The organism is Microbacterium sp. 22242 (assembly GCF_052045495.1).
Classification (GTDB): domain Bacteria; phylum Actinomycetota; class Actinomycetes; order Actinomycetales; family Microbacteriaceae; genus Microbacterium.
Genome location: NZ_JBQEOZ010000017.1, coordinates 1 through 25,370 on the forward strand (window position 1 = coordinate 1; position 25,370 = coordinate 25,370).

Consider the following 25,370-nt stretch of genomic DNA (forward strand, 5'->3'; position numbering starts at 1 on the left):
CATCGCCCGCGAAATCTACTACGTCCTGATCCAGCCTTGACATCCATAGGAGCATCCCTCGGCGGACCCGCTGCCCCCTCCCCTGGCGGGCGGCTGCGGCGTAGGGTGGGCCCGTGGCTGTGATCGACGACCTCGTGCACGCAGCCGCCGAGGCCTCCTCCGCCATCCCGGGAGCGGCCGCGGCGGCCCTCGACTCGGCCTCCTGGCTCGGGAAGGCGATCGACGCCGACCGCGCCGCGGGCGTGTTCTCGCGCTGGGGGCTGTCCACCGTCATCGACGCGGACGCCCGCGAAGCGGTGATCTCGCGGGCTCTGTTCGAGGCGCTGCACGAGCGCGCCGTACTGCCCGCGACCTGGCCGGTCGGCAACGCCGGCGTGCTGCACGCCTACGGCTATCTGCTCTCGCTCACACCGACGCCCTACGGCCTCAAGCGCGAGCGCTGGCTGGACGGCGCCCTCGCCGCGGCGCTGGGCCTGGACCCGGTGCACTTCCTGCCGTGGGAGGGATCCGGGACCCTGCTCGGCCGGGTGACGGACGCGTTGTCCGCGCTGCTCGAGTCCGGCGGCGAGTTCAGCTGGTTCGCGCCGGTCGCCGGCCGCGCGACGCTGACCGTGCTCGGGCCCGAGCGCGGCGCCCGAGCCCTCGGCTACGCCGTGGCGCCGACGCCCGGATCCGCTCCGCTGCTGGTCACCCTGTTCCCGGTCGCCCAGGCCGACGCCGTGCGCCGCGAGCTCGACGAGGCGTCCGCGCGACTGCGCTGGAACGCCGCCTGATCCGGCCGGGCACTGCGCCGCTCTGACGCCTGACCCGGGGCGACCGGAGGCGGCCGAGGAGCGTGACCGCCCGCCCGACCCGCACCGTCATCGCGTGGCGGACGCCGCGGCCTCCTTGGGCGCGTGCGCCTCGAGGAACTCGTACACGTCCGTGGTGTCGACGCCGGGGAACGCCCCGGTGGGGAGCGTCGCGAGCAGGGTGCGCGGGGTGCGCACGTTCGGCCAGGAACGCTCCCGCCAGCGCTGCTCCAGGTCGGCCGGGGCGCGACGGCAGCACACCTCGACGGAGTGCTTCGAGACGCCGCGGTTCGGCGTGTCCCGCCCGATGAACCACTTGGTGTCGTCGAAGCGCACGCCGACGCTCACCGAGTGCAGGCCCTCGCTGGACGGCTCGACGCGGGCCGTGCACCAGTACGTGCCGTTGCCGGTGTCGGTGTACTGGTAGTACGGGTTGAACCGGTCCTCCTCCTCGAACACGACCCTGCTCGTCCAGCGGCGGCAGCACATCTGCCCCTCGATGGATCCGAGCCGGTCGGTCGGGAAGTTCACGTCGTCGTTCTCGTAGGCCTTCGTGATCGTGCCCGACTCGTGCACCTTGAGGAAGTGCACCGGGATGTCGAGATGACGGGTGGCGAGGTTCGTGAACCGGTGCGCCGCCGTCTCATACGACACCGAGTACGCATCGCGCAGATCCTCGATCGAGATCGCACGGCGCTCCTTCGCGTCCTTCAGCACCGGCACCAGGTGCTCCTCGGGCATGAGCAGGGCGCCGGTGAGGTAGTTCGTCTCGACCCGCTGGCGCAGGAACTCGGCGTAGCTGCGAGGCTCGGCGTGACCGAGGATCCGGCTCGACAGCGCCTGCAGCACCGCGGCGCGCGCGTCGCCCTTGCCCGGCACCCGGCTGGAGAGGTAGAGCCGGCCGTGCGCGAGGTCGGCGACGCTCCGCGTGGACTGCGGCAGGTCGGGCGCGTAGTGCAGGGTGAAGCCCAGATGCGCGGCGATGTCGCTCGCGCTGCGCTGCGTGAGCGGCCCGCCGGGGTGGCGCACGGCGGCGAGGATCTCGGCCGCCTTCTTCTCCAGGTCGGCGAAGTGGTTGTCCTGGCTGCGCATGAGGTGGCGCAACTCGACGTTCGCGCGACGGGCCTCCTCGGGGGTGGCGGCACGCTCGTCGCGGAGGCGGTCGATCTCGCCGTGCAGAGCCAGCAGTGCCTGCAGCGCCTCATCGGGCACGGTCTTCGCGATGCGGAACGGCGCGATCCCGAGGGCCTGGAACGTCTGCCCCTTCATGGCGCGCTCGACCGCGATCTCCATCGCGGCGCGCTCGTCGAGCGGCCCCTCGGCGAGCAGCTGGTCGATGGTGGTGTCCAGCGCCCGCGCGATCGCCTGCAGCTGGGTGAGCTTGGGCTCGCGCTTGCCGGTCTCGATCATGGACACCTGGCTCGGCGCGCGGTCGATGGCCGCGGCGAGCTGCTCGAGCGTCATGCCGCGGGCGGCGCGGAGCTGCCTGATGCGCCGGCCGATCGTGAGGGCGTCGACCTCTTCTGCCATGTCTGCGGTGACCATGACGCCGATTCTGTCACGAAAACAGAAATCTGACCAAACTTCTCCCTGGATTTGGTCAGGCAGGTTCCAGATCTTCACTCAGAGTGGTCTCAAGCCACCCGGCTCGTTCGACAGGCTCAGCAGCCGATGCCGGACCGGATCCCACTCACGGAGGAGACAGATCATGACCATTCCCGCCGCGTCGCCGACCGCCCCGATCCGGATCGTCGGCACCGCCGTCGCCGCCGAGGGTCCGGCGATGCGCGTCACCGGCCCGACGCAGGACCGCTTCGGCGAGATCCTCACCCCCGCCGCGATCGCCTTCCTGACCGAACTGCATCACCGCTTCGGCGGACGCCGGCAGGACCGCCTCGCCGACCGGATGCGCCGCCGCTTCGAGATCGGAAACGGCCACGACCCGCGCTTCCGCGACGACACCCGGCACATCCGCGAGGACGCCGACTGGCGGGTCGCCGGTGCCGGCCCCGGTCTCGAGGACCGCCGCGTCGAGATCACCGGGCCCACGGATCCGAAGATGACCATCAACGCGCTGAACTCGGGCGCGAAGGTGTGGCTGGCCGATCAGGAGGACGCCACGAGCCCGACGTGGGGCAACGTGATCGGCGGTCAGCTGTCGCTGCGCGACGCGATCCGCGGACGCCTGGTGCACACCAGCGCCGACGGCAGGGAGTACCGCGTCACCGCCGCGCAGACCCCGACGATCGTGATGCGCCCGCGCGGCTGGCACCTGCCCGAGAAGCACCTCGAGTTCACCGACCGCACCGGCCGCACCATGGACGCCTCCGGCTCCCTGGTGGACTTCGGGCTCTACTTCTTCCACAACGCCCAGGCCCTCATCGACGCCGGCCGCGGCCCGTACTTCTACCTGGCCAAGCTCGAATCGAGCGAGGAGGCGAAGCTCTGGAACGACGTGTTCACGTTCAGCGAGGAGTACTTCGGGATCCCCCGCGGCACGATCCGCGCGACCGTGCTGATCGAGACGCTGCCCGCCGCGTTCGAGATGGAGGAGATCCTGTTCGAGCTGCGCGAGCACTGCGCGGGCCTGAACGCCGGCCGCTGGGACTACATCTTCTCGATCATCAAGAACTACCGCGGCCGCGGCGCCCGGTTCGTGCTTCCGGACCGCAGCGAGGTCACCATGACGGTGCCGTTCATGCGGGCGTACACCGAGCTGCTCGTGCAGACCTGCCACAAGCGGGGCGCCCACGCGATCGGCGGGATGAGCGCTTTCATCCCGAACCGCCGCGACCCCGAGGTGACCGCACGCGCCATCGAGAAGGTGGCCGCCGACAAGAAGCGCGAGGCCGGCGACGGCTTCGACGGCACCTGGGTCGCACACCCCGACCTGATCCCCACCGCGCAGGCCGAGTTCGACGCCGTGCTGGGCGAGCGGCCGAACCAGCTCGACCGGCAGCGCGACGACGTGCAGGTCCGCGCCGAGGATCTGCTGGACGTGCACATCGGCCGGCCGATCACGGCCGAGGGCGTGCGCGACAACGTCTCGGTGGCGATCCGCTACCTCGAGGCGTGGCTGCGGGGCATCGGCGCGGTCGCGATCGACAACCTCATGGAGGACGCCGCGACCGCCGAGATCAGCCGTTCGCAGGTGTGGCAGTGGATCCACCAGGGCCGGTCCACGCAGGACGGCACGCCGATCACCGCCGAGTACGTCGAGGGGCTGATCGCCGACGTGCTCGCGCAGACGCCGCGCCCTTCGACCGGCTCAGGGACCACCGATCGCTTCGACGACGCCGCCGCGCTGTTCCGCGAGGTGGCGCTGCAGCCCGAGTTTCCGGCGTTCCTGACACTGCCCGCCTACACCCGCTTCCTCGTCGAGACGGCCTGACCCGCCTCGGCACCCCCGACCTCCGCCCACGAACGAAGGACACGACAATGACCCGCTACCAGGACGACATCGCCGCCATCCAGGCGCTCAAGGACGCGAACGGATCCGGATGGAACGCGATCGAGCCCGAGTCCGCCGCCCGCATGCGGGCGCAGAACCGGTTCCGCACCGGTCTCGAGATCGCGCAGTACACCGCCGACATCATGCGTCGCGACATGGCCGAGTACGACGCCGACTCGTCGCTGTACACCCAGTCGCTCGGCGTCTGGCACGGCTTCATCGGGCAGCAGAAGCTCATCTCGATCAAGAAGCACCTGAAGTCGACGAACAAGCGCTACCTCTACCTGTCCGGGTGGATGGTCGCCGCGCTCCGCTCCGAGTTCGGGCCACTGCCGGACCAGTCGATGCACGAGAAGACGGCCGTGCCCGCGCTGATCGAGGAGCTGTACACGTTCCTGCGCCAGGCGGACGCCCGCGAGCTCGACTTGCTGTTCACCCAGCTCGACGCGGCCCGCGCCGCCGGCGACGACACCGCGGCCGAGTTCATCCAGTCCCAGATCGACGGCTACGAGACCCACGTCGTCCCGATCATCGCCGACATCGACGCCGGCTTCGGCAACCCCGAGGCGACGTACCTGCTCGCCAAGAAGATGATCGAGGCGGGCGCCTGCGCGATCCAGATCGAGAACCAGGTCTCCGACGAGAAGCAGTGCGGCCACCAGGACGGCAAGGTCACGGTGCCGCACGAGGACTTCATCGCGAAGCTCAACGCGGTCCGCTACGCGTTCCTCGAGCTGGGCATCGACAACGGCGTGATCGTCGCCCGCACCGACTCGCTCGGCGCCGGGCTCACCCAGAAGCTCGCCGTCACGCACGCCCCGGGCGACCTCGGCGACCAGTACAACTCGTTCCTGGACGTCGAGGAGATCTCCGAGGCCGAGCTCGGCAACGGCGACGTGGTCATCAAGCGCGACGGCCGGCTGCTGCGACCCAAGCGCCTGGCCAGCAACCTGTACCAGTTCCGTCCCGGCACCGGCGAGGACCGGGTCGTGCTGGACTGCATCACGTCCCTGCGCAACGGCGCCGACCTGCTCTGGATCGAGACCGAGAAGCCGCACGTGGAGCAGATCGCCGGCATGGTCGACCGGATCCGCGAGGCGATCCCGAACGCGAAGCTGGTCTACAACAACAGCCCGTCGTTCAACTGGACGCTGAACTTCCGCCAGCAGGTCTACGACCTCCTCGCCGCGCAGGGTGCCGACGTCTCGGCCTACGATCGCGACAAGCTGATGAGCGTCGAGTACGACGACACCGAGCTGGCACGTCTCGCCGACGAGAAGATCCGCACCTTCCAGCGCGACGGGTCCGCCCGCGCCGGGATCTTCCACCACCTGATCACGCTGCCGACGTACCACACGGCCGCGCTGTCGACCGATGATCTCGCGAAGGGCTACTTCGGCGACGAGGGCATGCTCGCCTACGTCAAGGGCGTGCAGCGCCGCGAGATCCGCGGCGGGATCGCGACCGTGAAGCACCAGAACATGGCGGGATCCGACCTCGGCGACAACCACAAGGAGTACTTCGCCGGCGACGCCGCCCTCAAGGCGGGCGGACAGCACAACACGATGAACCAGTTCAGCTGACACAGCGCGGCTCGATCGTCCACGGTGTGCCGAACTCAGTCGATTCGCTCGCGAGAGGGTTCGCTCCTCCTTGCAGGGCCGCGATCGACTGAGTTCGGCACACTTACCGGCTGAAAGGATCCTTCCCATGACCTCTACCGCAGACCTCTACGACGAGCACGGCGACGCCCTGCAGTCCCTCGCTCTGCAGCTGCGCGACTTCGGCGGGACGGTCGCCTTCGAGGGCCCGGTCCGCACGGTGCGCTGCTTCCAGGACAATCGGCTCGTGAAGGAGCTGCTGGCCACGCCCGGAGAAGGCGCGGTGCTGGTGATCGACGGGGCCGGATCCCTCGGCACGGCGCTCATGGGCGACCTGATCGCGGCGAGCGCGGTGACGAACGGCTGGGCGGGCGTCATCATCCACGGCGCGATCCGCGACAGCGCGGCCATCGGCCGACTGCCGCTCGGGGTCAAGGCGCTGGGCACCAACCCGCGCAAGAGCGGCAAGACCGGTGCCGGCCAGGTCGACGTGATGCTGCGCTTCGGCGATGTGGAGTTCTGCCCCGGCGCGAGGGTCTACGCCGACGAGGACGGCGTGCTGGTCGAGCGCTGATCCGCCCGGCCTCGCCGAGCAGCCGCGGCAGAGGCGCCCGGCCGTGCCGCGGCGGGCACCGCGCGATAGTCGGGGCGGATGCCTCATGTGCCCCCGGGCCGGCGGCGGGAAGGTGGATCCATGTCCACCACCGCCACTCCCCAGGCCGCCTCGACCGCCGTGACCGACCGCCCTCGTCTCCCCGAGGGCGACGACGAGCGGTTCACCGGATTCGGCGTGCTCGGCCTCGCCTTCCGCGACGGCGACTGCCTCGCGCTGCGCGTGATGACGCGGACCAGCATCGGCCCCGGCTACCGCGCCGTGTGGCACCGCACGCCCGACGGCGCCTGGCACATGTCCGTCACCACGGATCCGGCGCACAGCTGCCCGCGCTATTTCAGCGCGGCGGCGACATACGAGCAGGTGCCCGAGATCGAACTGCGATGGGCCGGCCCGGCGCGGCTGCACGTGCGGATCCCCGGCGTGCTGGACTGGGAGATCGCCCTGCGGGCGACACCGGCCACACGGGCGATGTCCGCGCTCGGATCCGCGCTTCCCGCTGCCGCGCGGCGCAGCGATCCGCTGCTCGGTGCGATGGGGCCGATGGCACGCCCGATGCTGCGCGCCGGTCGGATGCGGATGACCGGCGCCGCCCCAAACCGGCAGCGCTTCCAGGTCGTGCCCACGCGGCTGTGGCGGGTCGCGGAGAGCACGGCGACCGTCGACGGGAGGGATCTCGGGCCCGTCGGGGCGCTGGATCGGCAGATCAGGATAGGCGACTTCTGGATGCCGCAGCGCGGGCTGTTCTACGTCGGGGACGCCCGGTTCAGCACGTTCGACCCGGCACGGCACGCTGCCGTGGCCGTGTCCGAGGACGGGCACGCCGGGGATGCGCGATCACGCTGATGTCCTGGTCCTGCCGGATCGCTTCGCGGACAATGGACACGTGGGCGCGACAGCCGGTGCTCCGACAAGGGGCGAGATGCTCGCGGCGGTCTCCGTCGCGATCGACCTCGGCCTCGGCCAGCCCGCGGAGCACATGATGCGCGCCGCACTCCTGGCCGACCGCCTCGCCGCGCGGCTGGGCCTGGACGACGAACAGCGCGGCACCGCCTTCCAGACGACCCTGCTCATGTGGATCGGCTGCACGGCCGACTCGCAGGAGTACGCCCGCTGGTTCGGCGACGACATCGCCGTGCGCAGCGCCTCGTATCTCGTGGACTGGTCGGGACTGCCGTTCCTGCGCTTCCTCGTCGAGCACGTCGCGCAGGGCCGTCCCCTCGTGCAGCGCGCGACCACCCTCGCCGCACTGATGATCGACTCGCGCGGCAGCCTCGGCACGCTGCTGCACTCGCACTGCCTGTCCGCCGCCCTGCTGGCCGAGCGGCTGGGACTCCCCCGCACGGTGCAGGACGCGGTGTCCGCCGCCTTCGAACGGTACGACGGGCGCGGACTGCCCCGTGCGCTCTCCGGCGACGCGATCCCGATCGCGATGCGGATCGCGCAGCTCGCCGACACCGCCGAGGTGCACGATCGACTCGGCGGAACGGAAGCAGCCGTCCGCATGGCCCGCGAGCGCCGCGGCGGCCAGTTCGATCCCGCGATCGTCGACGCGTTCACCGCCGACGCCGCCGCGCTGCTCGACATCCCGCACGGATCCGCCGCGTGGGCCGCGGCCCTGGACAGCGCTCCCGATCGGGACGACGTGCTGCACGGCGACGCGCTCGACGCCGCCGTCGCCGCCATCGGCGACTTCGCCGACCTGAAGTGCCCGTTCCTCGTGGGGCATTCGAGGGGCGTGGCCGCGATCGTGGGCGCGGCGGCCCGCGGGGTCGGAGTGCCGGCCGACGAGGTCACGGTCCTCCGGCGTGCGGCGCACCTGCACGACGTCGGACGGCTGGGCGTGTCGAATCTGATCTGGTCGAAGCCGGGCGTGCTCGACGACGGCGACTGGGAGCGGGTGCGGATGCATCCGTACCTCGGCGGCCGGGTGCTCGCGCGGATCCCCGGGCTCGCGGCCGAAGCCGCCCTGGTCCGCGCCCATCACGAGCACCTGGACGGCAGCGGCTATCCGGCCGGCGCCGCCGGCGTGAGCCTCAGCCGCTCCGACCGTCTCCTGTCGGCCGCCGTCGCGTATCGGGCGGCGATCGAGCCGCGCCCGTACCGCGCTGCCCTGGATCCGGGCGCCGCGACCACCCGACTGCGCCGGCGCGTGGCCACCGGTCACCTGGATGCGGAGGCGGTCGCCGCGGTCGAGGCCGCGACGACCGAGTCCCCGCGGCGGCGCGCACCGCGGCCGGCCCTTCCGGCAGGACTCACGCCGCGCGAAGCCGAGATCCTGACCCTGGTCGCCCAGGGCCGCAGCAACCGCGAGATCGCGTCCGCGCTGACGCTCAGCGAGAAGACCGTGCGCAATCACGTCGAGCACACCTACGCGAAGATCGGCGTCGCGAACCGGGTCGGAGCGAGCCTGTTCGCGATCGATCACGGTTTCGTCGGCCGCTCGGCGTGACGACGGCGAGGGATCGAGGCTTCTCATGGCACGCGCATCCGCCACGGCCTACGCGGTCGTCGCCTATCTCTGCTTCCTGGCGGTGCTCGTCCGGGCGATCGCGTTCCTCGCCGACATCGGCCCCGCCGTCATCGACGGGGCGCCGGTCACGGCATGGCCGGTGGCTGCGGCCGTGGATCTGCTGCTCGTGGCCGTGTTCGCGCTGCACCACTCCGTGTTCGCCCGCGCCGCGGTCAAGCGGCGGCTGGAACGGATGCTCCCGATGCGGGTCGAGCGTGCGACGTACGTGCTCACGGCGAGCGCGCTGCTGGCGCTCGTGCTCTGGCAGTGGCGCCCGATCCCGGCGATCGTCTGGGATGTGCGCGCCGAGCCGTGGCGGACGATGCTCTGGGCCGGCTGCGCGCTGGGCTGGCTCGTCGCGATCGGCGCGTCGTTCATGATCGACCATCTGGGCTTCGTCGGCCTCCGGCAGGCCGCGATGGGGCGCCCCGCCGACCACGCGTTCCAGGCCCGCTGGCTGTACGCCGTGGTCCGGCATCCGCTCATGCTCGGCCTGCTGCTGGCGTTCTGGATCACCCCCGTCATGACGTGGGGGCATGTGCTTTTCGCCGCGGCGTTCAGCGCGTACATCGCGGTCGGGATCCGCTTCGAGGAGCGCGACCTGCGCGCGGAACTCGGGGAGCCGTACCGCCGGTACGCGCAGCGCACGGCCGCGCTGGTGCCGGGTGTGCGCATGCCGGCCCGTCGTAGCCGTCCGCCGCGCCTCAGGCGGGGATGACCGCGGCGCCGGGGTGCTGTTCGAAGATGAGCTGCGTCTGGGTCTGACCGAGCGCCGGCACGGCTCCGAGGTGGGTGCGCAGGAAGTCGCGCAACCCGGGCACGCTCTCGCAGGCGACGTGGATGACCAGGTCGTGCACGCCGCCGATCAGGTAGACCCGCTGCACACCCGGGATCGCGCGCAGGTGGGCCGTGATGGCGGGCACCTGGTCGCGGGCATCGTCCTTGACGGCGACCATGATGAGCGCCTCGACGCCCGCGCCGGCGGCCACCGGGTCGAGCTCCGCATGATAGCCGCGGATCACGCCCGCCTCTTCCAGCGCCCGCACGCGCCCGTGGCAGGTCGAGCGGGGAAGGCCGACCCGCGCGGCGAGCTCCTTGTTCGAGAGCCGCCCGTCGCCGGCCAGTTCGGCCAGGATGCGCCGATCCGTCGGCGTGAGCCGGATCCCGTCCGCCATATCGCCCCCTCACAGGTCACCGATCCGGCGATCGCACGCGAACCGCCGGAGATCTCGGACATCTGCCGGAATCCTAGGCGAATCCTCGGCGATTCGTCATCATGGATCCCGGCCCTCCCTCTCGTCGTCCCGGGAGGCCGGAGACCCCCACCGAGGAAGGTGCCCGATGACGGATCCCGCAGCGCCGATCACGCGCGAGCTGTGCGAACAAGCCGACCGGAACGACCCGCTCGCCGGACTTCGCGAACGCTTCGCCCTTCCCGAGGGCGTCGTCTACCTCGACGGCAACTCGCTCGGCGCGCTCCCCCGCGACGCCGTCGCCCGCGCGGCGGACGTGGTGAGCCGGGAATGGGGCGCCGACCTCATCGGCAGCTGGAACAAGAACCACTGGTTCGCACTGCCCCTCCGGATCGGCGAGAAGATCGGCCGGCTGATCGGCGGCGGCGCCGGCGAGTGCGTCGCGACCGACACCACGTCGGTGAACGTCTTCAAGGCGGTCTCGGCCGCGATCCGGCTCCAGCAGCAGGACGCGCCGGAGCGCCGGGTCATCGTGTCGGAACGGGAGAACTTCCCCACCGACCTCTACATCGTGGAGGGGCTGATCGCGCTGCTCGACCGCGGCTACTCGCTGCGGCTGATCGACGGACCGGAGGAGCTCGACGCCGCCCTCGGCGAGGACGTCGCCGTCGTGCTGCTCACCCAGGTGAACTACCGCACCGGCTCTCTCTGGGACATGGCCGCGGCCACCGGGCGGATCCACGACGCGGGCGCACTGGCGATCTGGGACCTCTGCCACTCGGTCGGCGCGGTGCCCGTCGCCGTCGCCGACGCCGGGGCCGACTTCGCGGTCGGCTGCACGTACAAGTACCTCAACGGCGGCCCCGGCTCCCCGGCGTTCTTCTGGGTCGCCGAACGCCACCTGGACCAGGTCGAGACGCCGCTGACCGGCTGGTGGGGGCACGACCGCCCGTTCGCGATGGCGGACTCGTACGCGCCGGCATCCGGCGGGCGGCGCTTCCTCGTGGGAACTCAGCCGATCCTGTCGCTGGCGACCATGGAGGTCGGCCTCGACATGCACCTCGAGGTCGACCAGGAGGCGCTGCGACGCAAGTCGCTCGCACTGACGACGCTGTTCATCCGGCTGGTGGAGACCCGGCTCGCACACCACCCGCTGACTCTGATCACGCCGCGCGACGAGGCGCGCCGGGGCAGCCACGTGTCGTTCCGGCACCCCGAGGGCTACGCCGTGATGAAGGCGCTCATCGCGCACGGCGTGATCGGCGACTACCGCGAGCCCGAGGTGCTGCGGTTCGGGATCACCCCGATGTACCTCGGCCACGCCGACGTCTGGGACGCCGTGGAGATCCTGCGCCGGGTGCTCGACGAGGAGCTCTGGCGCGCACCCGAGTTCCAGGAGCGCGACGCCGTCACCTGATCCCACCCCGCGGCCGGTGGGCGCCTACGCTGGAGACATGAGCGATCCCGACGACCGGCGCCGGCTGCTCGAGAGCCTGGCCGACGAATTCCTGCGCGACTATCCCCGCGGCGCACGGCTGCTCGCCGTGGCGAGCCCGGACCCGAAGCGCTCCGCGGCGTTCGCGGAGGGGCTCGGCGAGGTGCTGCGCGGGCGGGGGATCGCGGCGACCGTCACCGCACAGGGGGATCGCGACGAGGATGCGCTGCGCACGGATGTCGTGGCTCCCTCCCGCGCCTCCGGAGCAGACGCCGTCACGATCGTCTCCGGTATCACGGGCCTGCTCGCGGAGCGGGTCCGCGGGCTCTGGCATTTCTCGGTGTGGCTGATCGACGGCGACGAAGTTCCGCACACCGCGGCGACCGCGCTCGTCGACCTGACGGATCCGGGGCATCCCACTCGTCGCCTCGCGGACTACTGCGCTGTGCCGCCGTCGTATCTGAGCTGAGCCGCGCGGCGCGGGCTGCGCGCGCGGCGGGGCCTGAACCGCATCGCGCGCCGAACGGGGCCTCACCGGCTGAGCGCCGTGAGCACGTCCAGGAGAGCACGCTGATCGTCGACGGCGTCGAAGAAGCTGCGGTCCGTGTCCTCGACCACGCGCACGGCCCGCGCCGCGAGCGCCGCGCCTTCCGGCGTGACGTCGACGATGCGCGCCCGGGAGTCCGTCGGATCCGGGGTCCGTCGCAGCAGCCCTCTGGCCGCGAGCGCTCGCACCACCTGCGACGTCATCATCGGATCCGTGCCCGCGTGCTCCGCGATCCGCTTCTGGCTCGGGCGTTCGCCCGCCACCTCGGTGAGCCACCAGGTGCTTGCCAGCAGCACGAACTGGACGTGCGTGAGCTCCAGGGGCTTGAGAGCGGCGGTGATGCGCCGCTGCCAGCTCAGGGTGGCGCGCCACAGCAGCAGGCCGGGGCTCTCACCGGGCTCGAGCGCCTCAGCCACGCAGCGCCTCCGCGCGGGCGCCGAGTGCCGCGATCACCTCGCCGAAGTCCGCGCTGACCACCGTACCGACCTCGCGGGCAGCCTCATCGGGCCCGTCGACCGCGCACCGGTACGTGATCCGCGTACCTGTCCCTTGCGGCTCCAGCTCATGCCGCACGCGCACCACCACGCCGGCATCGGGAACCGCGGTGACATCCTCGAACCCGCGATCGGCTTCGACCCACGCCAGCCGGAAGGGCAGCTCAGTCCCGTCCGGGAGGACCATCACCGCGGACGTCCCCGCCTGGAACGGCCCGTCCATCCGGATGTCGGCGACGCCGTCGTTCCACTCAGGCCAGGCCCTCGGCTCGGCGAGGACGGCGAACACGTCCGCCGGCGCGGCCGCGCATTCTCCCGTGACATCCTTCGACCACATCTCGACTCCCCTCGCGATTTACTATGTGCGCTTACTATCTCACAGGTCGCCCGCCCCTTCAATCGCATCTCCGCAATGAAGGGAGACCGCGGGAGCGGGTCGAATCGAGCGCTGTTCGCCGGCTTGGACAAGACCGGCCCGGCTTTGTACGTCACGGCCAGTTCCCACCACAGGCGCGCGAGTACGCTGGTGGCGTGACCGAACGCGCGCCTCTCTCCCGCAAACTCTCCGCCATCGCCGAGTCCGCCACGCTGAAGGTGGACGCCAAGGCCAAGGCCCTCAAGGCCGAAGGCAAGCCCGTCGTCTCGTACGCCGCCGGCGAGCCCGACTTCGCCACGCCGCAGTTCATCGTGGACGCCGCGGCGGAGGCCCTGGCGAACCCCGCGAACTACCGCTACACGCCGGCTGCCGGCCTGCCGGAGCTGCGCGAGGCGATCGCCGCGAAGACGCTCCGCGACTCCGGCCTCGAGGTCTCGCCCTCGCAGGTCATCGTCACCAACGGCGGCAAGCAGTCCGTCTACCAGGCCTTCCAGGCCGTGGTGAACCCGGGCGACGAGGTGCTGCTGCCCGCGCCGTACTGGACCACCTACCCCGAGGCGATCCGCCTCGCCGACGGCACCCCTGTCGAGGTCTTCGCGGGCGCCGACCAGGACTACAAGGTCACCGTCGACCAGCTCGAGGCCGCCCGCACCGAGCGCACCACGGTGCTCGTGTTCGTCTCGCCGTCCAACCCCACCGGATCCGTCTACTCCCCTGAGGAGACGAAGGCGATCGCCGCCTGGGCGCTCGAGCACGGGATCTGGATCGTCTCCGACGAGATCTACCAGAACCTCACCTACCCTTCGACAGGCTCAGGGACCCGCGTGAAGGCGACCTCGGTCGTCGAGGCGGTCCCCGAGGTCGCCGGTCAGACGATCCTCGTCAACGGCGTCGCGAAGACCTACGCGATGACCGGCTGGCGGGTGGGCTGGATGGTCGGGCCCGCGGACGCCATCAAGATCGCCGGCAACCTGCAGTCGCACCTCACCAGCAACGTCAACAACGTCGCGCAGCGGGCCGCGATCGCCGCGCTGAACGGCCCGCAGACCGAGGCCGAGCAGATGCGCGAGGCGTTCGATCGGCGCCGCCGGCTGATCGTGTCGGAGCTGTCGAAGATCGACGGCCTCGTCGTGCCGAACCCGACCGGCGCCTTCTATGTCTACCCCGACGTGCAGGGCCTGCTCGGCCGCACCTGGGGAGGGGTGACCCCGACGACCTCCCTCGAGCTCGCCGACCTCATCCTCGACCAGGCCGAGGTCGCCGTGGTGCCGGGCGAGGCGTTCGGCCCCTCGGGCTACATCCGCATGTCGTACGCGCTCGGTGACGACCAGCTGTTCGAGGGCGTGCAGCGCCTGCAGCGCCTGTTCGCGTCCTGATCGCGCTCGTTCCGCACGAGCCCGCGGCCTGAACCGCCGTCGGATCAACCGCCGCCCGATCCGTCGCCGGTTGCGGGGTCGTGCGTCCTCGGCGCCCCCTCTGGGCATCCGCGCCCCCTCTGAGCCACGTGNCGCAGAGGGGGCGCCGACGTCGGGCCGGGTGTCTGCAGAGTGGGGCTCGGTATCTGCAGAGTGGGGCCGGGGCGCCCGGACCGCGCACTATCCGGCCGCGACCGCGCAGGTCGTGGAAGCGGCGACCGCGAGCGTGAGCACCCGCGCGGCGAGTCCGCGGGCTCGGCTGCGGTTCAGACGTTCCGACAGGATCACACCGCCGCCGGGGCCCGGCATCGCGAGTCCGTCGATGAGACCGTCCGCGAAGAGCGACGCCGCGCCGATCCGCTGACGGGACGCGATCCGCGCGCGCACGTCGTCGCGGTCGCCCCCGATGTCGTCGGAGAGCAGCGCGGCGGCACCGGCGAGCGGCAGCGGTGCGAGCCAGGCGTCCCGGACCGCGACGATCGCGTCGGTGCCGGCGAGCGCGATCGCGGCGGCGCCGGTGCCCTCACCGAGCAGCAGGGCGACCGAGGGCACGGGCTGTGCGGAGGGCGTCGCCAGGGTCGCGGCGATCTCGGCGGCGAGCCCGGCCTCCTCGGCGCGCGCGGAGAGATCGGCGCCTGACGTGTCGGCGACGGTCACGATCGGGATGCCGAGGGATCCGGCGAGCGCCATCGCCCGGCGGGCGGCCACGACGTCGGCTACCGTGGTCGCCACAGCCCGGGTGCGGTCCTGGCCGACGAGCAGGAAGGCGGCGTCGCCGGATCGAGCCCAGCCGGTGACGAGCTCACTGCCGCCGCCGCGGCGCGGCACGAACTCGTCGCACGCCGCGATCAGCTCGGGCAGCGCGGGCCGACCGGGGCGGGCTGCGGCCTGCACCGCCGCCCAATCCGCGTCGGGGTCGGCTGCGGAGACGGATCCGGACGGTGCGTCCGCATCGCGGTCGGCGGGGACGGATCCAGCAGTCGGGTCCGCGCCGAGGCCGGAGAGGACGGATCCGGCAGCCGCGACGGGACCGGATCCGAACGGTGCGTCCGCATCGCGGTCGGCGGGGACGGATCCGGAATCCGGGTCCGCACCAGCAGCCCGCCCGCCTCCCACTCCCCGCGCATCCAGCACCGTCGCATCGCCCGCCGCGCCGGGCGCGAACAGCGCGAGCAGCCGCGACGCCCGCTCGCGGAAACCGCCCGCATCGACGACCGCGTCCAGGCGGTCGTGCGCACGGAGATTCTCCGCGCGCTGCACGCCCTCGGGGATCGGCATGGCGCTGCCGCACTCCGCGAGCGCTGTCACGACCCGCGGTCCGAGCAGCCCGACCAGCGCGTCCGGCTCGGCACTGACGTCGTGCGCGAGCGAGGCCCACGAGGCGTACACGCCGCCCGTGGTGGGGTGCCGCAGGTGCGACAGGTACGGCAGCCCCGCCGCGCGAAAGGCGACGACCGCGGCCGTGATCGTGCGCATGGTGAGGAACGCCGCGGCGCCCTCCTGCATGCGCGTGCCGCCCGAGGCGAGCCCGGCGAGCACGGGGAGCCGCTCGCGCCGGGCCCGGTCGAACGCCGCGACGACGCGCTGGGCGGCGGCGACCCCGATGGAGCCGCCGAGGAAGCCGAACGCGCTCACGATCACGGCGACCGGTCGGCCCCGCACGGATCCGGATCCGGTCAGCACGGCCTCATCGGCGCCGGCCCGCTCGGCCGCCCGGGCGAGCACGGCGCGGTAGTCCGGATCCTCCGGCGCCGGGAGCACCTCGTCCCAGGACCGGAAGGACCCCTCGTCGAGCACCGCGCCGAGCCAGACGTCGGCTGCGTTCATCCGGCGAGCCATTCCCGCACGGCGGCGGTGTGCTCGCCCAGCAGCGGCGGCGCCTCGTGCCGGACCCTGCCGGTCTCGGTGCCGGCGAAGTCGAACAGCCGCAACGGGCCGCCCTGCAGGGTCAGGTGGCCGAGCACCTCGTGGTGCACGTCCACGGCGAGGCGCTGGCTGAGCGCCTGCTCCCAGGCGAACACCTCGTCGACCGTGCGGACCCTGCCGGCCGGGATGCCCGCCGTGGACAGGGTCGCGAGCACCTCGTCACGGGTGCGGCCGGCGAAGACGCCCTCGATGTGCGCGACCAGGGCGTCCCGGTCCGAGACCCGCAGTCCGTTCGTCGCCCAGCGCTCGTCGTCCGGATCGACCCCGATGAGCGGCGCGAACGACCGCCAGAGCGCATCCGAGCCGACCGAGATCTGCACTACCCCGTCGCTGCAGCGGAACGCGCCGTAGGGCGCGATCGAGGGGTGCTGGTTGCCGATCGCGCGCGGAGAGTCGCGCCCGACGGTCCACCGGGTGGCCTGGAACGCGAGCACGCCCACGATCGAGGACAGCAGCGACGTGCGCACGACGCCACCGCGGCCGGTGCGCTCGCGCTCGACGAGCGCCGCGAGCACGCCCACGACGCCGTGGATCCCGCCGAGCAGGTCGCCGATCGGAACGCCCACCTTCTGCGGGGTGTCCGCATCGGGCCCCGTCAGCGACATGAGCCCCGCCTCGCCCTGCACGATCTGGTCGTAACCGGCGCGCTTGGCCTCGGGTCCGTCGTGGCCGAAGCCGCTGATCGAGAGCAGCACGAGCCGGGGGTTGAGCTCCTCCAGCCGGCCCGGGTCGAACCCGAGCCGATCGAGCGTGCCGGGGCGGAAGTTCTCCACGAGCACGTCCGCCCTCCGGATCAGCTCGGTGAGCAGGGCCCGATCGGCGTCGTCCTTGAGGTCGAGGGCGACCGACTCCTTGTTCCGATTGCAGGAGAGGAAGTAGGTGGACACCTGCTCCTCCCCTGCGGTGAGGAATGGCGGCCCCCAAGCGCGGGAGTCGTCGCCGCCGTCCGGACGCTCCACCTTGATCACCCGGGCGCCGAGGTCGCCCAGCATCATCCCCGCATGCGGGCCGGCGAGAGCGCGGGACAGATCGACGACGAGCATCCCGTCCAGGGGGCCGCTGGTCACGAGACGACCTCGACTTCCTCGGCGGGGATCTCCGCCGCAACGGATCCTCCGGCCGTACCGCGGGTGACCCGCACGATCGCCTCGACGATGCCGAACACCACGAGGTTGAGGCCCAGGCCGATGAAGCCGCTGTCCCAGTCGCCGAGCGGAACCTTCGCGAACGCCGTGACGGCGACGAACAGCGTGCCGACGACGATGCCGCTGGAGACCGCGATCGTGCTCACCCGCACCTTGCGGCCGATCCCGCTGGCCACCGCGGGCGCCAGCTGCGCGAGCCCGCCGTAGGTGAGCAGCAGCAGCGCGCCGATGTCGCTCTTCACCAGGCCGAGCGCGAGCGCCAGCAGCATGGCCGCGACGATCGCGACGCGGGTGACGACGAACCGGCCGCGCTCTGAGAGCGAGGAGGTGAGGTTGTTCGCCACCAGGGATCCGATGCCCATCGCGATCGCGCCGGCCGGCACCATCGCGGCGGCGGCGCCGAAGACGGCGACGACGGCGACCAGCCACTCCGGCAGCGCATGCTGCGCGGACGTGAGGAGCACCTGGTTGGGGATCGTGGACTTCGGGATCTGCAGCACCGCGACCATGCCGACCGTGATCGGCAGGAACAGCAGCAGCTGGTACACCGCGAGCCACTTGATGTTGCTGCGCAGGACGTTGCCGCTCTTGGCGGCGAGCGTCGGCGGCCACAGATGGGGGAAGGTCTGGAAGCCGGCGCCGATCGTGGTGATCGCCAGGCTGCTGATCCACCAGACCGGGCCGAAGCCCGGCGCGTTCGTGGTGAACAGGACGTCGTTCGCCTTGGCGACCTGGGCGAAGGTGTCGGGGAAGCTCCCGGCCGCGGCGACCACGCCGATCGTGACGACGGCGAGGGCGATCAGCATCCCGAAGTCCTTGAAGATCGAGACCCGGGCGATGCCGCGGATGCCGCCCCACAGCACGAACACGATCACCAGGGCGCTGGCGAGCACCATGCTGAGACCGCGCGCGGACGCCGACCCGGTCGCGAGCTGCACGATGAGACCGAGGCCGGTCAGCTGGAGCTCGAGGTAGGGGATCAGGAACAGCGCGCCGACGACCGCCACGATGACGCTCAGGGTGCGCGACCGGAAGCGGTCGTGGAAGAAGTCCGCCATCGTCAGGTAGCCGCGGGATGCGGCGATGTTGCGCAGACGCGGGTTCACGAAGTACTGGATGCACAGGCACGCCGTCAGGTAGCCGACCGCGTAGGTGGCGCTCACACCGCCGACGAAAGCGATGCCGGCGAGGCCGAGGAAGCTGAAGGTGGTGAGCGATTCGCCCGCCTGCAGGAACCAGGACGTCCAGGTGGGAAGCTTGCGCCCGGCGACGAGCCAGCCGGACATCCCCTTCTCCCGGCGGCGCCCGACGACGCCGATCACGCCGATCAGGACGATGCCGATGATGATGATCGCGGTCATCATGCGTGCTCACCCCCGTTCGGGGAGGAGGCGAGCTGCGCCTCGTCGTGATCGCGGACCTGACGGCGGATGCCGACGTCGATCACGTTCAGCAGCACGACGGTCAGCACGACCGTGAACGCCATCCAGACGATCACCGCGGGCAGCCCGAACCACAGGGTCGGGTGCTCTGCGAACGGCATCAGCGGGGTGATCAGGATCAGCAGGATCGGGATGCACGCGACGGCGACACGGCCGGGGGTCGCGATGCGCCCGGTGACCCGGATCGCGCTCGTGGGCGTGTCCGGCGTCACGGCGCCGGAATCGGACGTGGTCATGGGTGTTCTCCTTCGAACAACGGAACGGGTGGGTGAGAGAGCAGGTCGGAGGGTCAGGAGGTGAGGGAGGCGGCCGGCCGGGAGGCCTCCGGTGCGGCGGCGGGGACGGCGAGCAGCGTCTCGACCGCCTGCGCCAGCTCGAGGAGCTTGACGTCCTCGCGCGGTCCGGCGAGCAGCTGCGCGCCGACCGGGAGCCGTCCGGAGTAGCCGCCGGGCAGTGACAGCGCGGGGATGCCCAGCGGCGTGAACAGCCAGGCGGCTCGCATCCAGTCGAGGTAGTCGGTCATCGCCGTGCCGGCGACCTCGCGCGGCCAGTCCCATTCGACGGGGAACGGCAGCACCTGAGCGGCGGGCGCGAGCACCAGGTCCGTGCCCGCGAAGAAGCGCGCGGCCGACCGGGTCAGCCGGGTGACCTCGGCGTAGGCGCGCATCACGTCCGCCCCGCTCACCCGCTCCCCCTCACGGATGTTCCCGGTGACGAAGTCGTTGAAGTTCTCCGGCTCGGCCGCCAGCAGCGGGCCCCAGCCCGCCGCGAAGCTCGCCGCGCGCAGGGTGCGGAACGCGGAGTCCGATCCGTCCAGGTCGGGGCAGTCGTGCTCGACGATCGCTCCGGCGGCTTCCAGCGCCCTCGCCACGTCGTCGAGCACCGCGCGCACGGCGGGTTCGACCGCGACCCGGCCGCCGAGATCCGGCGCGTATGCGACGCGGACCCCGCTGAGGTCGCGATCACGCAGCTCGCGCAGGCGGGCCCGGTCGAGTTCCGGCGCGTACGGGACGTCGGGCGTCTCGCCGTTCATCACCGAGAGGAGCAGCGCGGCGTCCTCGACCGTGCGCGCCATCGGGCCGGCGGTGGCCAGCGGATCGAACACGTTCGGGGTGTCGGCGTTGGGCACCACGCCCGGGGTGGGCCGCACGCCGACCACACCGCAGAAGGAGGCGGGGTTGCGCAGCGATCCGCCCATGTCGCTGCCGTCGGCGATCGCGGTGAACCCTGCGGCGAGCGCGGCCGCGGCACCGCCGCTCGATCCGCCGGCGGAGCGGGACGGATCGTGCGGGTTGCGGGTCACCCCGTAGACCCTGTTGACGCTGTGGGAGCCGGCGGCGAGCTCGGGGATGTTCGTCTTGCCGTAGAAGACCGCGCCCGCCGCACGCATCCGGGCGACGTGGAGGTCGTCGTGGTCCGAGACGGCGCCGACGAAATGGCGGTGTCCGAGCGTGTTGGGGAAGCCCGTCACGTGCCCGAAGTCCTTGACCGCGGTCGGCAGTCCGTGCAGCACGCCGCGCTGCTCGGGCGCCAGCGCGTCCTGCCGGCGGGCCTGCTCGTGCGCGAGCTCGACATCGATCGCCACCACCGCGTTGAGCTCGCCGTTGCGACGGGACACCTGGTCGAGGTGGGCCTGCAGCAGGTCGACGGCGGTCAGTTCTCCGCTGCGCGTGAGACGCGACTGCTCCTTCGCGCCGAGTGCGACGATCTCGCCGGATTCAACCACTTCAACTCCTGTTCACACCACTCTGTGCCACATTCAGCACATCCCTGTACTGATTGCGCCAAGTTAGCAGGCGCGAAAGGGGTTGTAAAGAAGAATCGATCAGATGACGCACGGAATGCGCCGAATCATGTCCGGATGACGCGCGGAATGCGCCGGACACCCGGCACGCGACGAAGCGTCCGCGCCCAGCCGCGAGATCGGCCGGGATCAGACCTCGCGGACCCGCAGGCCGCCGCGCTTGTACGCCGCGATCACCGAGGCCGAGCGGATCCCGTCGACCTCCGCCGACCAGGGGCTCTCGGTGAGGAAACGCCGCAGCTCGCTCACGGTCGGCGCCGCGACGTCGACCAGGATCTGCTCGTCGGACAGGGTGAAGGCCGCGTATCGCACGAACGGCGAGGCGCGCAGCGCCTCGGACACCGAGGCGACGGCCGACGGGCGCACCCGCAGCCAGACGAACCCGGCGATCGGCAGGCCGAGCGTGGCCGGTGCGACGATCGCGCGCACATCGACGGCACCGCCGATGAGGACCCCCAGCCGTCGGCGCACGGCCGATTCGCTGAGCCCGACGGCGACCGCGATGTCGATCGCGGCCGCGCGGGCGTCCCGTTCCAGCGCGGCGACGATCGCCGCGTCGTTGGCGTCGAGCACCGCGATCGCCTGCTCGATCGGCGACGGACGCCCGAAGCCGGGGTTCAGCGCGTGCGCCTCCTGCTCCGTCAGCTGGCCGGGCATCCAGCTCGTCAGGGTGCGGTAGTACTCCAGCACGGGGATCAGCGCGACACCGGTCACGCCGGGGATCGCCGGGATGTCGTGCAGCATGAGGTCGGCGTTCTCCTCCGGAGCGTGCTCCTCGACGAGGATCCGCACCGGAGAGCCCAGCACGTACACGAAGATGCTGCTCTCCCGAGCCGCGAGCGCACGCGCCACGGCGTCGACGTCGGCGGCGTTCGCCTGCACCTCGAGCAGGACGGTGCGGGTCTGCCGCATGACGCCGATGCGGATCTCCTGCGAGTCCAGCAGCGCGTTGCCCCGTCGCACCACGGTGCTGACCGGCACGCCGATCACGCCGGCGATGCGCCGCCACGAGGCGCGACCGTCGACCTGCAGCGCTCCGGCCACCCTGCGGTCGATCTCGTCCAACGCCATGCAGTCAGTATGCCGTCGGAAGCATGCGATCGCCGGACGACGATCCGCGGAGATCGAGCGGTCAGTCCTCGTAGCCGACGAGCCAGCGCACTCCGAAGCGGTCGACGAGCGTGCCGTCATGAGCGCCCCACGGCCGCTCCTGCAGGGCGTCGATCACGCGGCCGCCGTCGCTGAGCTGCGCGAACCAGCGCGTCAGGGTGTCCGCATCGGCGGTTCCGAGCAGCGAGAAGAACAGCCCGTTCATGTGCACGGCGTCCTCGTCGGGGCCGCGTCGGCGCCGCCGAGCGCGACCGGACCGCTGAGCGTGCCGTGCGCGATGGCGTCGGCGGGCCCGTCGGCGCGCTGGAACTCGGCGAAGGTGTGCATCGCCAGCTCGCCGCCGAAGATCGACTGGTAGAACGGCAGAGCGTCGGCCGCGGTGCCGGGGAACAGGATGTAGGGGACGAGTCCGGTCATGCTGCGAGCGTACGCTCCGGTTCCCGCCTCAGCCCAGCAGCAGCACGGCGCCGAGCAGCACCGGCACGCAGCCGATCGTCGTGAGGAACACGGTGTCCCGCGAGATCGCCTCGCCGATGTCGTAGCGCTGCGAATAGTTGAAGACGTTCTGCGCGGTCGGCAGCGCCGCCAGCACGACCACGATCAGCACCGCGTGCGGGGACAACCCCAGCACGAACTGCGCCAGCAGCCAGGCGATCACCGGCATGACGAGCAGCTTCAGGGTGCTCGCCAGGAGCACGTCCCTGCGATGCCCGGCCGCGCCGAGCACCCGCCGGCCGTGCAGGGAGATGCCGTAGCTGATCAGGAGCACGGGGACGCAGGCGTTCGCGATCAGGGTGATCGGCTCCATGACGATCGGCGGCAACCGGATCCCCAGCACCGACACCAGGGTTCCGAGCGCGGATCCCAGGATGATCGGGTTGGTCGCGGTGCGCACCACCGTGCGCCACGGCGACGTGCGCCCTCCGGTCACGGCGTCGAGGATGGTCAGCGAGATCGGCGTGAACACCAGCAGCTGCATGAGGATCACCGGCGCGGGGTAGGCGGCGCTGCCGAGCAGGTACAGCGACAGCGGGATGCCGATGTTGTTCGAGTTCACCTGTCCCGCCGAGAGCGCGCCGATCACGGTCTCGCCGACGCTGCGTCTCCAGACGAGCCGCGCGACCAGCGCATACGTTCCGATGACGACGACCGCGGCGATCGCCGACACCGGCAGCAACGCGGAGAACAGCACGTGCGCGTCCGCCTTGGCGAGCACGCTGAACAGCAGGAACGGCGACAGCACGAAGAACGTCAGCCGGCTCAGGGCCCTGGGCGCGTGCGGGCCGAGCAGGTCGACGCGGCCGATCGCATAGCCGACGAGGATCGCGAGACCCACGACGGCGAACCCGGTGAGCGTCGCGAGCATCCGCGATCCCTAGAGCTCGACGTCGACGAGCACCGGTTCGGGCTGGAGCACCAGGCCGAACTCGGCGTGCACCCGGCTCTGGATGAAGCGGGCGAGCTCGGCGATCTCCCCCGCCGTCGCGCCGCCGCGGTTGGTGAGCGCGAGCGCGTGCTTCGTGGAGACGCCGGCGCGCGACTGCGGAAGCTTGAACCCCTTGCGGATCCCGGCGTTCTCGATGAGCCAGGCGGCGCTGACCTTCACGTCGCTCGGCGGGGCCGCGGGCCTCGGCGTGAGGCCGTGGTACGAATCGAGCGGGATCACGGTGACCGTGTCGAGGTCGGGCGTGACCGGCCAGCGCGGGCACTCGGCCGGCAGCGTCCTGGCCGCCGCCTCCGAGATGACCGCGTTCTGGAAGAAAGATCCGGCGCCGTGCGTGTCGGGATCGGCCGGGTCGAACAGCATGCCCTTGGCGGCGCGGGTCTGCAGGATCCGCTCCCGCAGCCAGGCGAGCGGCACCGGCTCGTCGCTCGTCAGCGCGAGCGCGCGGCGCAGCTGCTCGCCCCGCACCACGCGCCCGGCGGTGCCGGTGACCGCCAGGTCGAGCGTCACGGAGAGGATCACGGCGCGGCGCTCCGGCGCGGATCCGTAGTGGTGCTTGAGCACGGAGGTGCGGAAGCCGAGACCCAGGTCGGCGGCGGGCGTCGTGGCGACCTCGCCGGAGTGCGCATCGATCAGCTCGACCTCGACGAGCGTCTCCTGGATCTCCTGACCGTAGGCGCCCACGTTCTGCACCGGAGCCGCCCCCACGGTTCCGGGGATGCCGGACATCGCCTCGATCCCGGCATAGCCGCGCTCCACTGCGTAGGCGACCAGGGCGTCCCAGTCGTGACCCGCCTGCGCGCGCAATCGCACCCGGCCGGGATGCGGAGAGGGGAGCTCCTCGATGCCGCTCGTGCGGATCCGGATCGCGGTGCCGTCGAACGGCTCGTCGCCCGCGAACAGGTTGGAGCCTCCGCCGAGCACGAACCACTCGTCGCCGGTCGCCCACACCTCGCGCAGGACGGCGACCAGCTCGTCCCGCGTCTCCGCGTCGATCATGCGCGCGGGTGCAGCGCCGGTCTGCAGCGTGGTCAGCTCGGCGAGGCGGATCGGTGCGATCTGCGCCATGTCAGAGGGAGTCCGCCGCGACGCGCAGCTGCGCCTTGACGAGCACCGTGGCGTCGGCGTGCTTGACGGTCAGATCGATGCGGACCGCGGCCTCGTCCACGGCGCCGACCTTGGCCGAGACCGACACGTCGGCGCCGTCCCGCGCGTCGACCACGACGGGGCGGGCGAAGCGGACGCCGTAGTCGAGGATCCGCGCGCTGCCGGGCAGGGCCGCGACGGCCACCGAGGAGGCGATACCCATCGTGAGCATGCCGTGCGCGAGCACGCCGGGCAGGCCGACCTCCGCGGCGACGTCGTCGCGGTAGTGGATCGGGTTGAAGTCTCCGGATGCCCCGGCGTAGCGGACCAGCGACTCGCGCGTGACGTGCACGGTGCGCTCGGCGATGATGTCTCCGACGTTCACGCGGCGGCCTCCTCGGCGTCTTCGGCGGGCGCGTCGCTGACGAGCAGGACGCTCGTCGCGGTGACCACGTGCTCGCCCGCGGCGTCGCGGATCTCGGCGTCGCTCGTGATCATGGCCGCCGGACCCATGGCGCGGATGCCCGTGACCGTGAGCTGCGCCGTGAGCTCGTCGCCGGCCACGATCGGGCGGCTGTACGCGAAGCGCTGCTCGGCGTGGATCGTGCGGGACAGCACGATCCCGGAGTCCTCGAGCCCCAGCAGCTGCTGCAGCGTGAGGTCCTGGATGACCATCGCGAACGTGGGCGGCGCCACGACGTCGGCGAAGCCGAGCGCCTGGGCCGCCGCGAGGTCGGTGTGCTGCGGCGCTTCCGCGAACACGGCGCGCGCGAACTCGCGCACCTTCTCGCGGCCGACGAGGTAGGGGGCGGTCGGCGGGAACTCACGTCCGACCAGTTCAGGATTCACGGGCACGCCTCGATCCTATCGAGACGGTCCGGAGAGCCGCCTGACGTTCGCGATCGTGGCCCGGCGCGACGCCGGGACCACGATCTGCGCGGTGGATCCGGATGCGAAGGCGTGCGGGAACGGGACGTCCTCAGCG

At 71.8% G+C, this 25,370-nt stretch carries 26 protein-coding genes; 10 read left to right on the top strand and 16 right to left on the bottom strand.

Features of this window, described 5'->3' with window-relative positions; translation table 11 throughout:
* Positions 1-113 precede the first annotated feature (113 nt).
* A complete protein-coding gene (locus ACTJJZ_RS15380) occupies positions 114-773 on the top strand; it encodes an amino acid deaminase (RefSeq protein ID WP_440722066.1) in 660 nt (219 codons plus the stop codon).
* A gap of 87 nt (positions 774-860) precedes the next feature.
* Here the strand turns inward: ACTJJZ_RS15380 and ACTJJZ_RS15385 are convergent, their stop codons facing one another.
* A complete protein-coding gene (locus ACTJJZ_RS15385; RefSeq protein ID WP_440722067.1) occupies positions 861-2,336 on the bottom strand; it encodes a helix-turn-helix domain-containing protein in 1,476 nt (491 codons plus the stop codon).
* A 238-nt stretch (positions 2,337-2,574) separates the two neighbouring features.
* Between ACTJJZ_RS15385 and aceB the strand changes: the two genes are divergently transcribed.
* The 6 genes from aceB (at position 2,575) to ACTJJZ_RS15415 (ending at position 9,686) form a co-directional block, all read left to right on the top strand.
* Positions 2,575-4,182, top strand: coding sequence for a malate synthase A (gene aceB / locus ACTJJZ_RS15390; protein WP_440722142.1), 1,608 nt, complete (start codon positions 2,575-2,577; stop codon positions 4,180-4,182).
* Between the two features lie 47 nt (positions 4,183-4,229).
* A complete protein-coding gene (locus ACTJJZ_RS15395) occupies positions 4,230-5,825 on the top strand; it encodes an isocitrate lyase (RefSeq protein ID WP_440722068.1) in 1,596 nt (531 codons plus the stop codon).
* Positions 5,826-5,952: 127 nt separating this feature from the next.
* Entirely contained in the window at positions 5,953-6,417 is a 465-nt protein-coding gene (rraA, locus tag ACTJJZ_RS15400) for a ribonuclease E activity regulator RraA (protein WP_440722069.1), read from the top strand.
* 120 nt (positions 6,418-6,537) lie between these two features.
* The gene (locus tag ACTJJZ_RS15405; RefSeq protein WP_440722070.1) at positions 6,538-7,302 is read left to right on the top strand and encodes a hypothetical protein; all 765 of its coding nucleotides are present in this window, start codon (positions 6,538-6,540) and stop codon (positions 7,300-7,302) included.
* Positions 7,303-7,342: 40 nt separating this feature from the next.
* Positions 7,343-8,908 carry an HD domain-containing phosphohydrolase gene (locus ACTJJZ_RS15410; RefSeq protein ID WP_440722071.1) on the top strand — a complete coding sequence of 522 codons (1,566 nt, stop codon included), beginning with the start codon at positions 7,343-7,345 and terminating at the stop codon, positions 8,906-8,908.
* A gap of 25 nt (positions 8,909-8,933) precedes the next feature.
* Positions 8,934-9,686, top strand: a complete 753-nt coding sequence (locus tag ACTJJZ_RS15415) for a methyltransferase family protein (RefSeq protein WP_440722072.1) — start codon at positions 8,934-8,936, stop codon at positions 9,684-9,686.
* On the opposite strand, the gene ACTJJZ_RS15420 is transcribed toward ACTJJZ_RS15415, so the two are convergent.
* Positions 9,673-10,143, bottom strand: coding sequence for an Lrp/AsnC family transcriptional regulator (locus ACTJJZ_RS15420; RefSeq protein WP_440722073.1), 471 nt, complete (start codon positions 10,141-10,143; stop codon positions 9,673-9,675). The two genes, ACTJJZ_RS15415 and ACTJJZ_RS15420, sit on opposite strands and share 14 nt — an antisense overlap.
* Before the next feature lie 166 nt (positions 10,144-10,309).
* Here ACTJJZ_RS15420 and kynU point away from each other — a divergent pair, with 166 nt between their 5' ends.
* Entirely contained in the window at positions 10,310-11,578 is a 1,269-nt protein-coding gene (gene kynU, locus ACTJJZ_RS15425) for a kynureninase (RefSeq protein ID WP_440722074.1), read from the top strand.
* 37 nt (positions 11,579-11,615) lie between these two features.
* Positions 11,616-12,065 (top strand): hypothetical protein, encoded by a 450-nt coding sequence (locus ACTJJZ_RS15430; protein ID WP_440722075.1) that lies wholly within the window; start codon positions 11,616-11,618, stop codon positions 12,063-12,065.
* Positions 12,066-12,127: 62 nt separating this feature from the next.
* Here the strand turns inward: ACTJJZ_RS15430 and ACTJJZ_RS15435 are convergent, their stop codons facing one another.
* A complete protein-coding gene (locus tag ACTJJZ_RS15435; RefSeq protein ID WP_440722076.1) occupies positions 12,128-12,559 on the bottom strand; it encodes a MarR family winged helix-turn-helix transcriptional regulator in 432 nt (143 codons plus the stop codon).
* A complete protein-coding gene (locus tag ACTJJZ_RS15440; protein WP_440722077.1) occupies positions 12,552-12,974 on the bottom strand; it encodes an SRPBCC family protein in 423 nt (140 codons plus the stop codon). The genes ACTJJZ_RS15435 and ACTJJZ_RS15440 overlap by 8 nt, the downstream gene beginning before the upstream one ends.
* A 194-nt stretch (positions 12,975-13,168) precedes the next feature.
* Between ACTJJZ_RS15440 and ACTJJZ_RS15445 the strand changes: the two genes are divergently transcribed.
* Positions 13,169-14,389 carry a pyridoxal phosphate-dependent aminotransferase gene (locus ACTJJZ_RS15445; protein WP_440722078.1) on the top strand — a complete coding sequence of 407 codons (1,221 nt, stop codon included), beginning with the start codon at positions 13,169-13,171 and terminating at the stop codon, positions 14,387-14,389.
* A gap of 219 nt (positions 14,390-14,608) precedes the next feature.
* On the opposite strand, the gene ACTJJZ_RS15450 is transcribed toward ACTJJZ_RS15445, so the two are convergent.
* The 12 genes from ACTJJZ_RS15450 to ACTJJZ_RS15505 all read right to left on the bottom strand — a co-directional run bounded on the left by ACTJJZ_RS15450 (position 14,609) and on the right by ACTJJZ_RS15505 (position 25,240).
* Positions 14,609-16,255 (bottom strand): carboxyl transferase domain-containing protein, encoded by a 1,647-nt coding sequence (locus tag ACTJJZ_RS15450; protein WP_440722079.1) that lies wholly within the window; start codon positions 16,253-16,255, stop codon positions 14,609-14,611.
* Positions 16,252-17,397 (bottom strand): CaiB/BaiF CoA transferase family protein, encoded by a 1,146-nt coding sequence (locus tag ACTJJZ_RS15455; RefSeq protein ID WP_440722143.1) that lies wholly within the window; start codon positions 17,395-17,397, stop codon positions 16,252-16,254. Before ACTJJZ_RS15455 ends, ACTJJZ_RS15450 begins: the two co-directional genes overlap by 4 nt.
* A 20-nt stretch (positions 17,398-17,417) precedes the next feature.
* A complete protein-coding gene (locus tag ACTJJZ_RS15460) occupies positions 17,418-18,863 on the bottom strand; it encodes a sodium:solute symporter family protein (protein WP_440722080.1) in 1,446 nt (481 codons plus the stop codon).
* A complete protein-coding gene (locus ACTJJZ_RS15465; RefSeq protein WP_440722081.1) occupies positions 18,860-19,177 on the bottom strand; it encodes a hypothetical protein in 318 nt (105 codons plus the stop codon). Before ACTJJZ_RS15465 ends, ACTJJZ_RS15460 begins: the two co-directional genes overlap by 4 nt.
* 53 nt (positions 19,178-19,230) lie before the next feature.
* Positions 19,231-20,667 (bottom strand): amidase, encoded by a 1,437-nt coding sequence (locus ACTJJZ_RS15470; protein ID WP_440722082.1) that lies wholly within the window; start codon positions 20,665-20,667, stop codon positions 19,231-19,233.
* Positions 20,668-20,874: 207 nt separating this feature from the next.
* On the bottom strand, positions 20,875-21,816 hold the full coding sequence (locus ACTJJZ_RS15475) for an Lrp/AsnC family transcriptional regulator (protein ID WP_440722083.1): 942 nt from the start codon (positions 21,814-21,816) through the stop codon (positions 20,875-20,877).
* Between the two features lie 61 nt (positions 21,817-21,877).
* On the bottom strand, positions 21,878-22,060 hold the full coding sequence (locus ACTJJZ_RS15480) for a hypothetical protein (protein WP_440722084.1): 183 nt from the start codon (positions 22,058-22,060) through the stop codon (positions 21,878-21,880).
* The gene (locus ACTJJZ_RS15485) at positions 22,057-22,272 is read right to left on the bottom strand and encodes a hypothetical protein (protein ID WP_440722085.1); all 216 of its coding nucleotides are present in this window, start codon (positions 22,270-22,272) and stop codon (positions 22,057-22,059) included. The genes ACTJJZ_RS15480 and ACTJJZ_RS15485 overlap by 4 nt, the downstream gene beginning before the upstream one ends.
* A 28-nt stretch (positions 22,273-22,300) precedes the next feature.
* Entirely contained in the window at positions 22,301-23,221 is a 921-nt protein-coding gene (locus ACTJJZ_RS15490) for an AEC family transporter (RefSeq protein WP_440722086.1), read from the bottom strand.
* Positions 23,222-23,230: 9 nt separating this feature from the next.
* A complete protein-coding gene (locus ACTJJZ_RS15495) occupies positions 23,231-24,367 on the bottom strand; it encodes a UDP-N-acetylmuramate dehydrogenase (protein ID WP_440722087.1) in 1,137 nt (378 codons plus the stop codon).
* Position 24,368: 1 nt separating this feature from the next.
* Positions 24,369-24,770, bottom strand: a complete 402-nt coding sequence (locus ACTJJZ_RS15500) for a MaoC/PaaZ C-terminal domain-containing protein (protein WP_440722088.1) — start codon at positions 24,768-24,770, stop codon at positions 24,369-24,371.
* Positions 24,767-25,240, bottom strand: a complete 474-nt coding sequence (locus ACTJJZ_RS15505; protein WP_440722089.1) for an FAS1-like dehydratase domain-containing protein — start codon at positions 25,238-25,240, stop codon at positions 24,767-24,769. The genes ACTJJZ_RS15500 and ACTJJZ_RS15505 overlap by 4 nt, the downstream gene beginning before the upstream one ends.
* Positions 25,241-25,370: the final 130 nt, after the last annotated feature.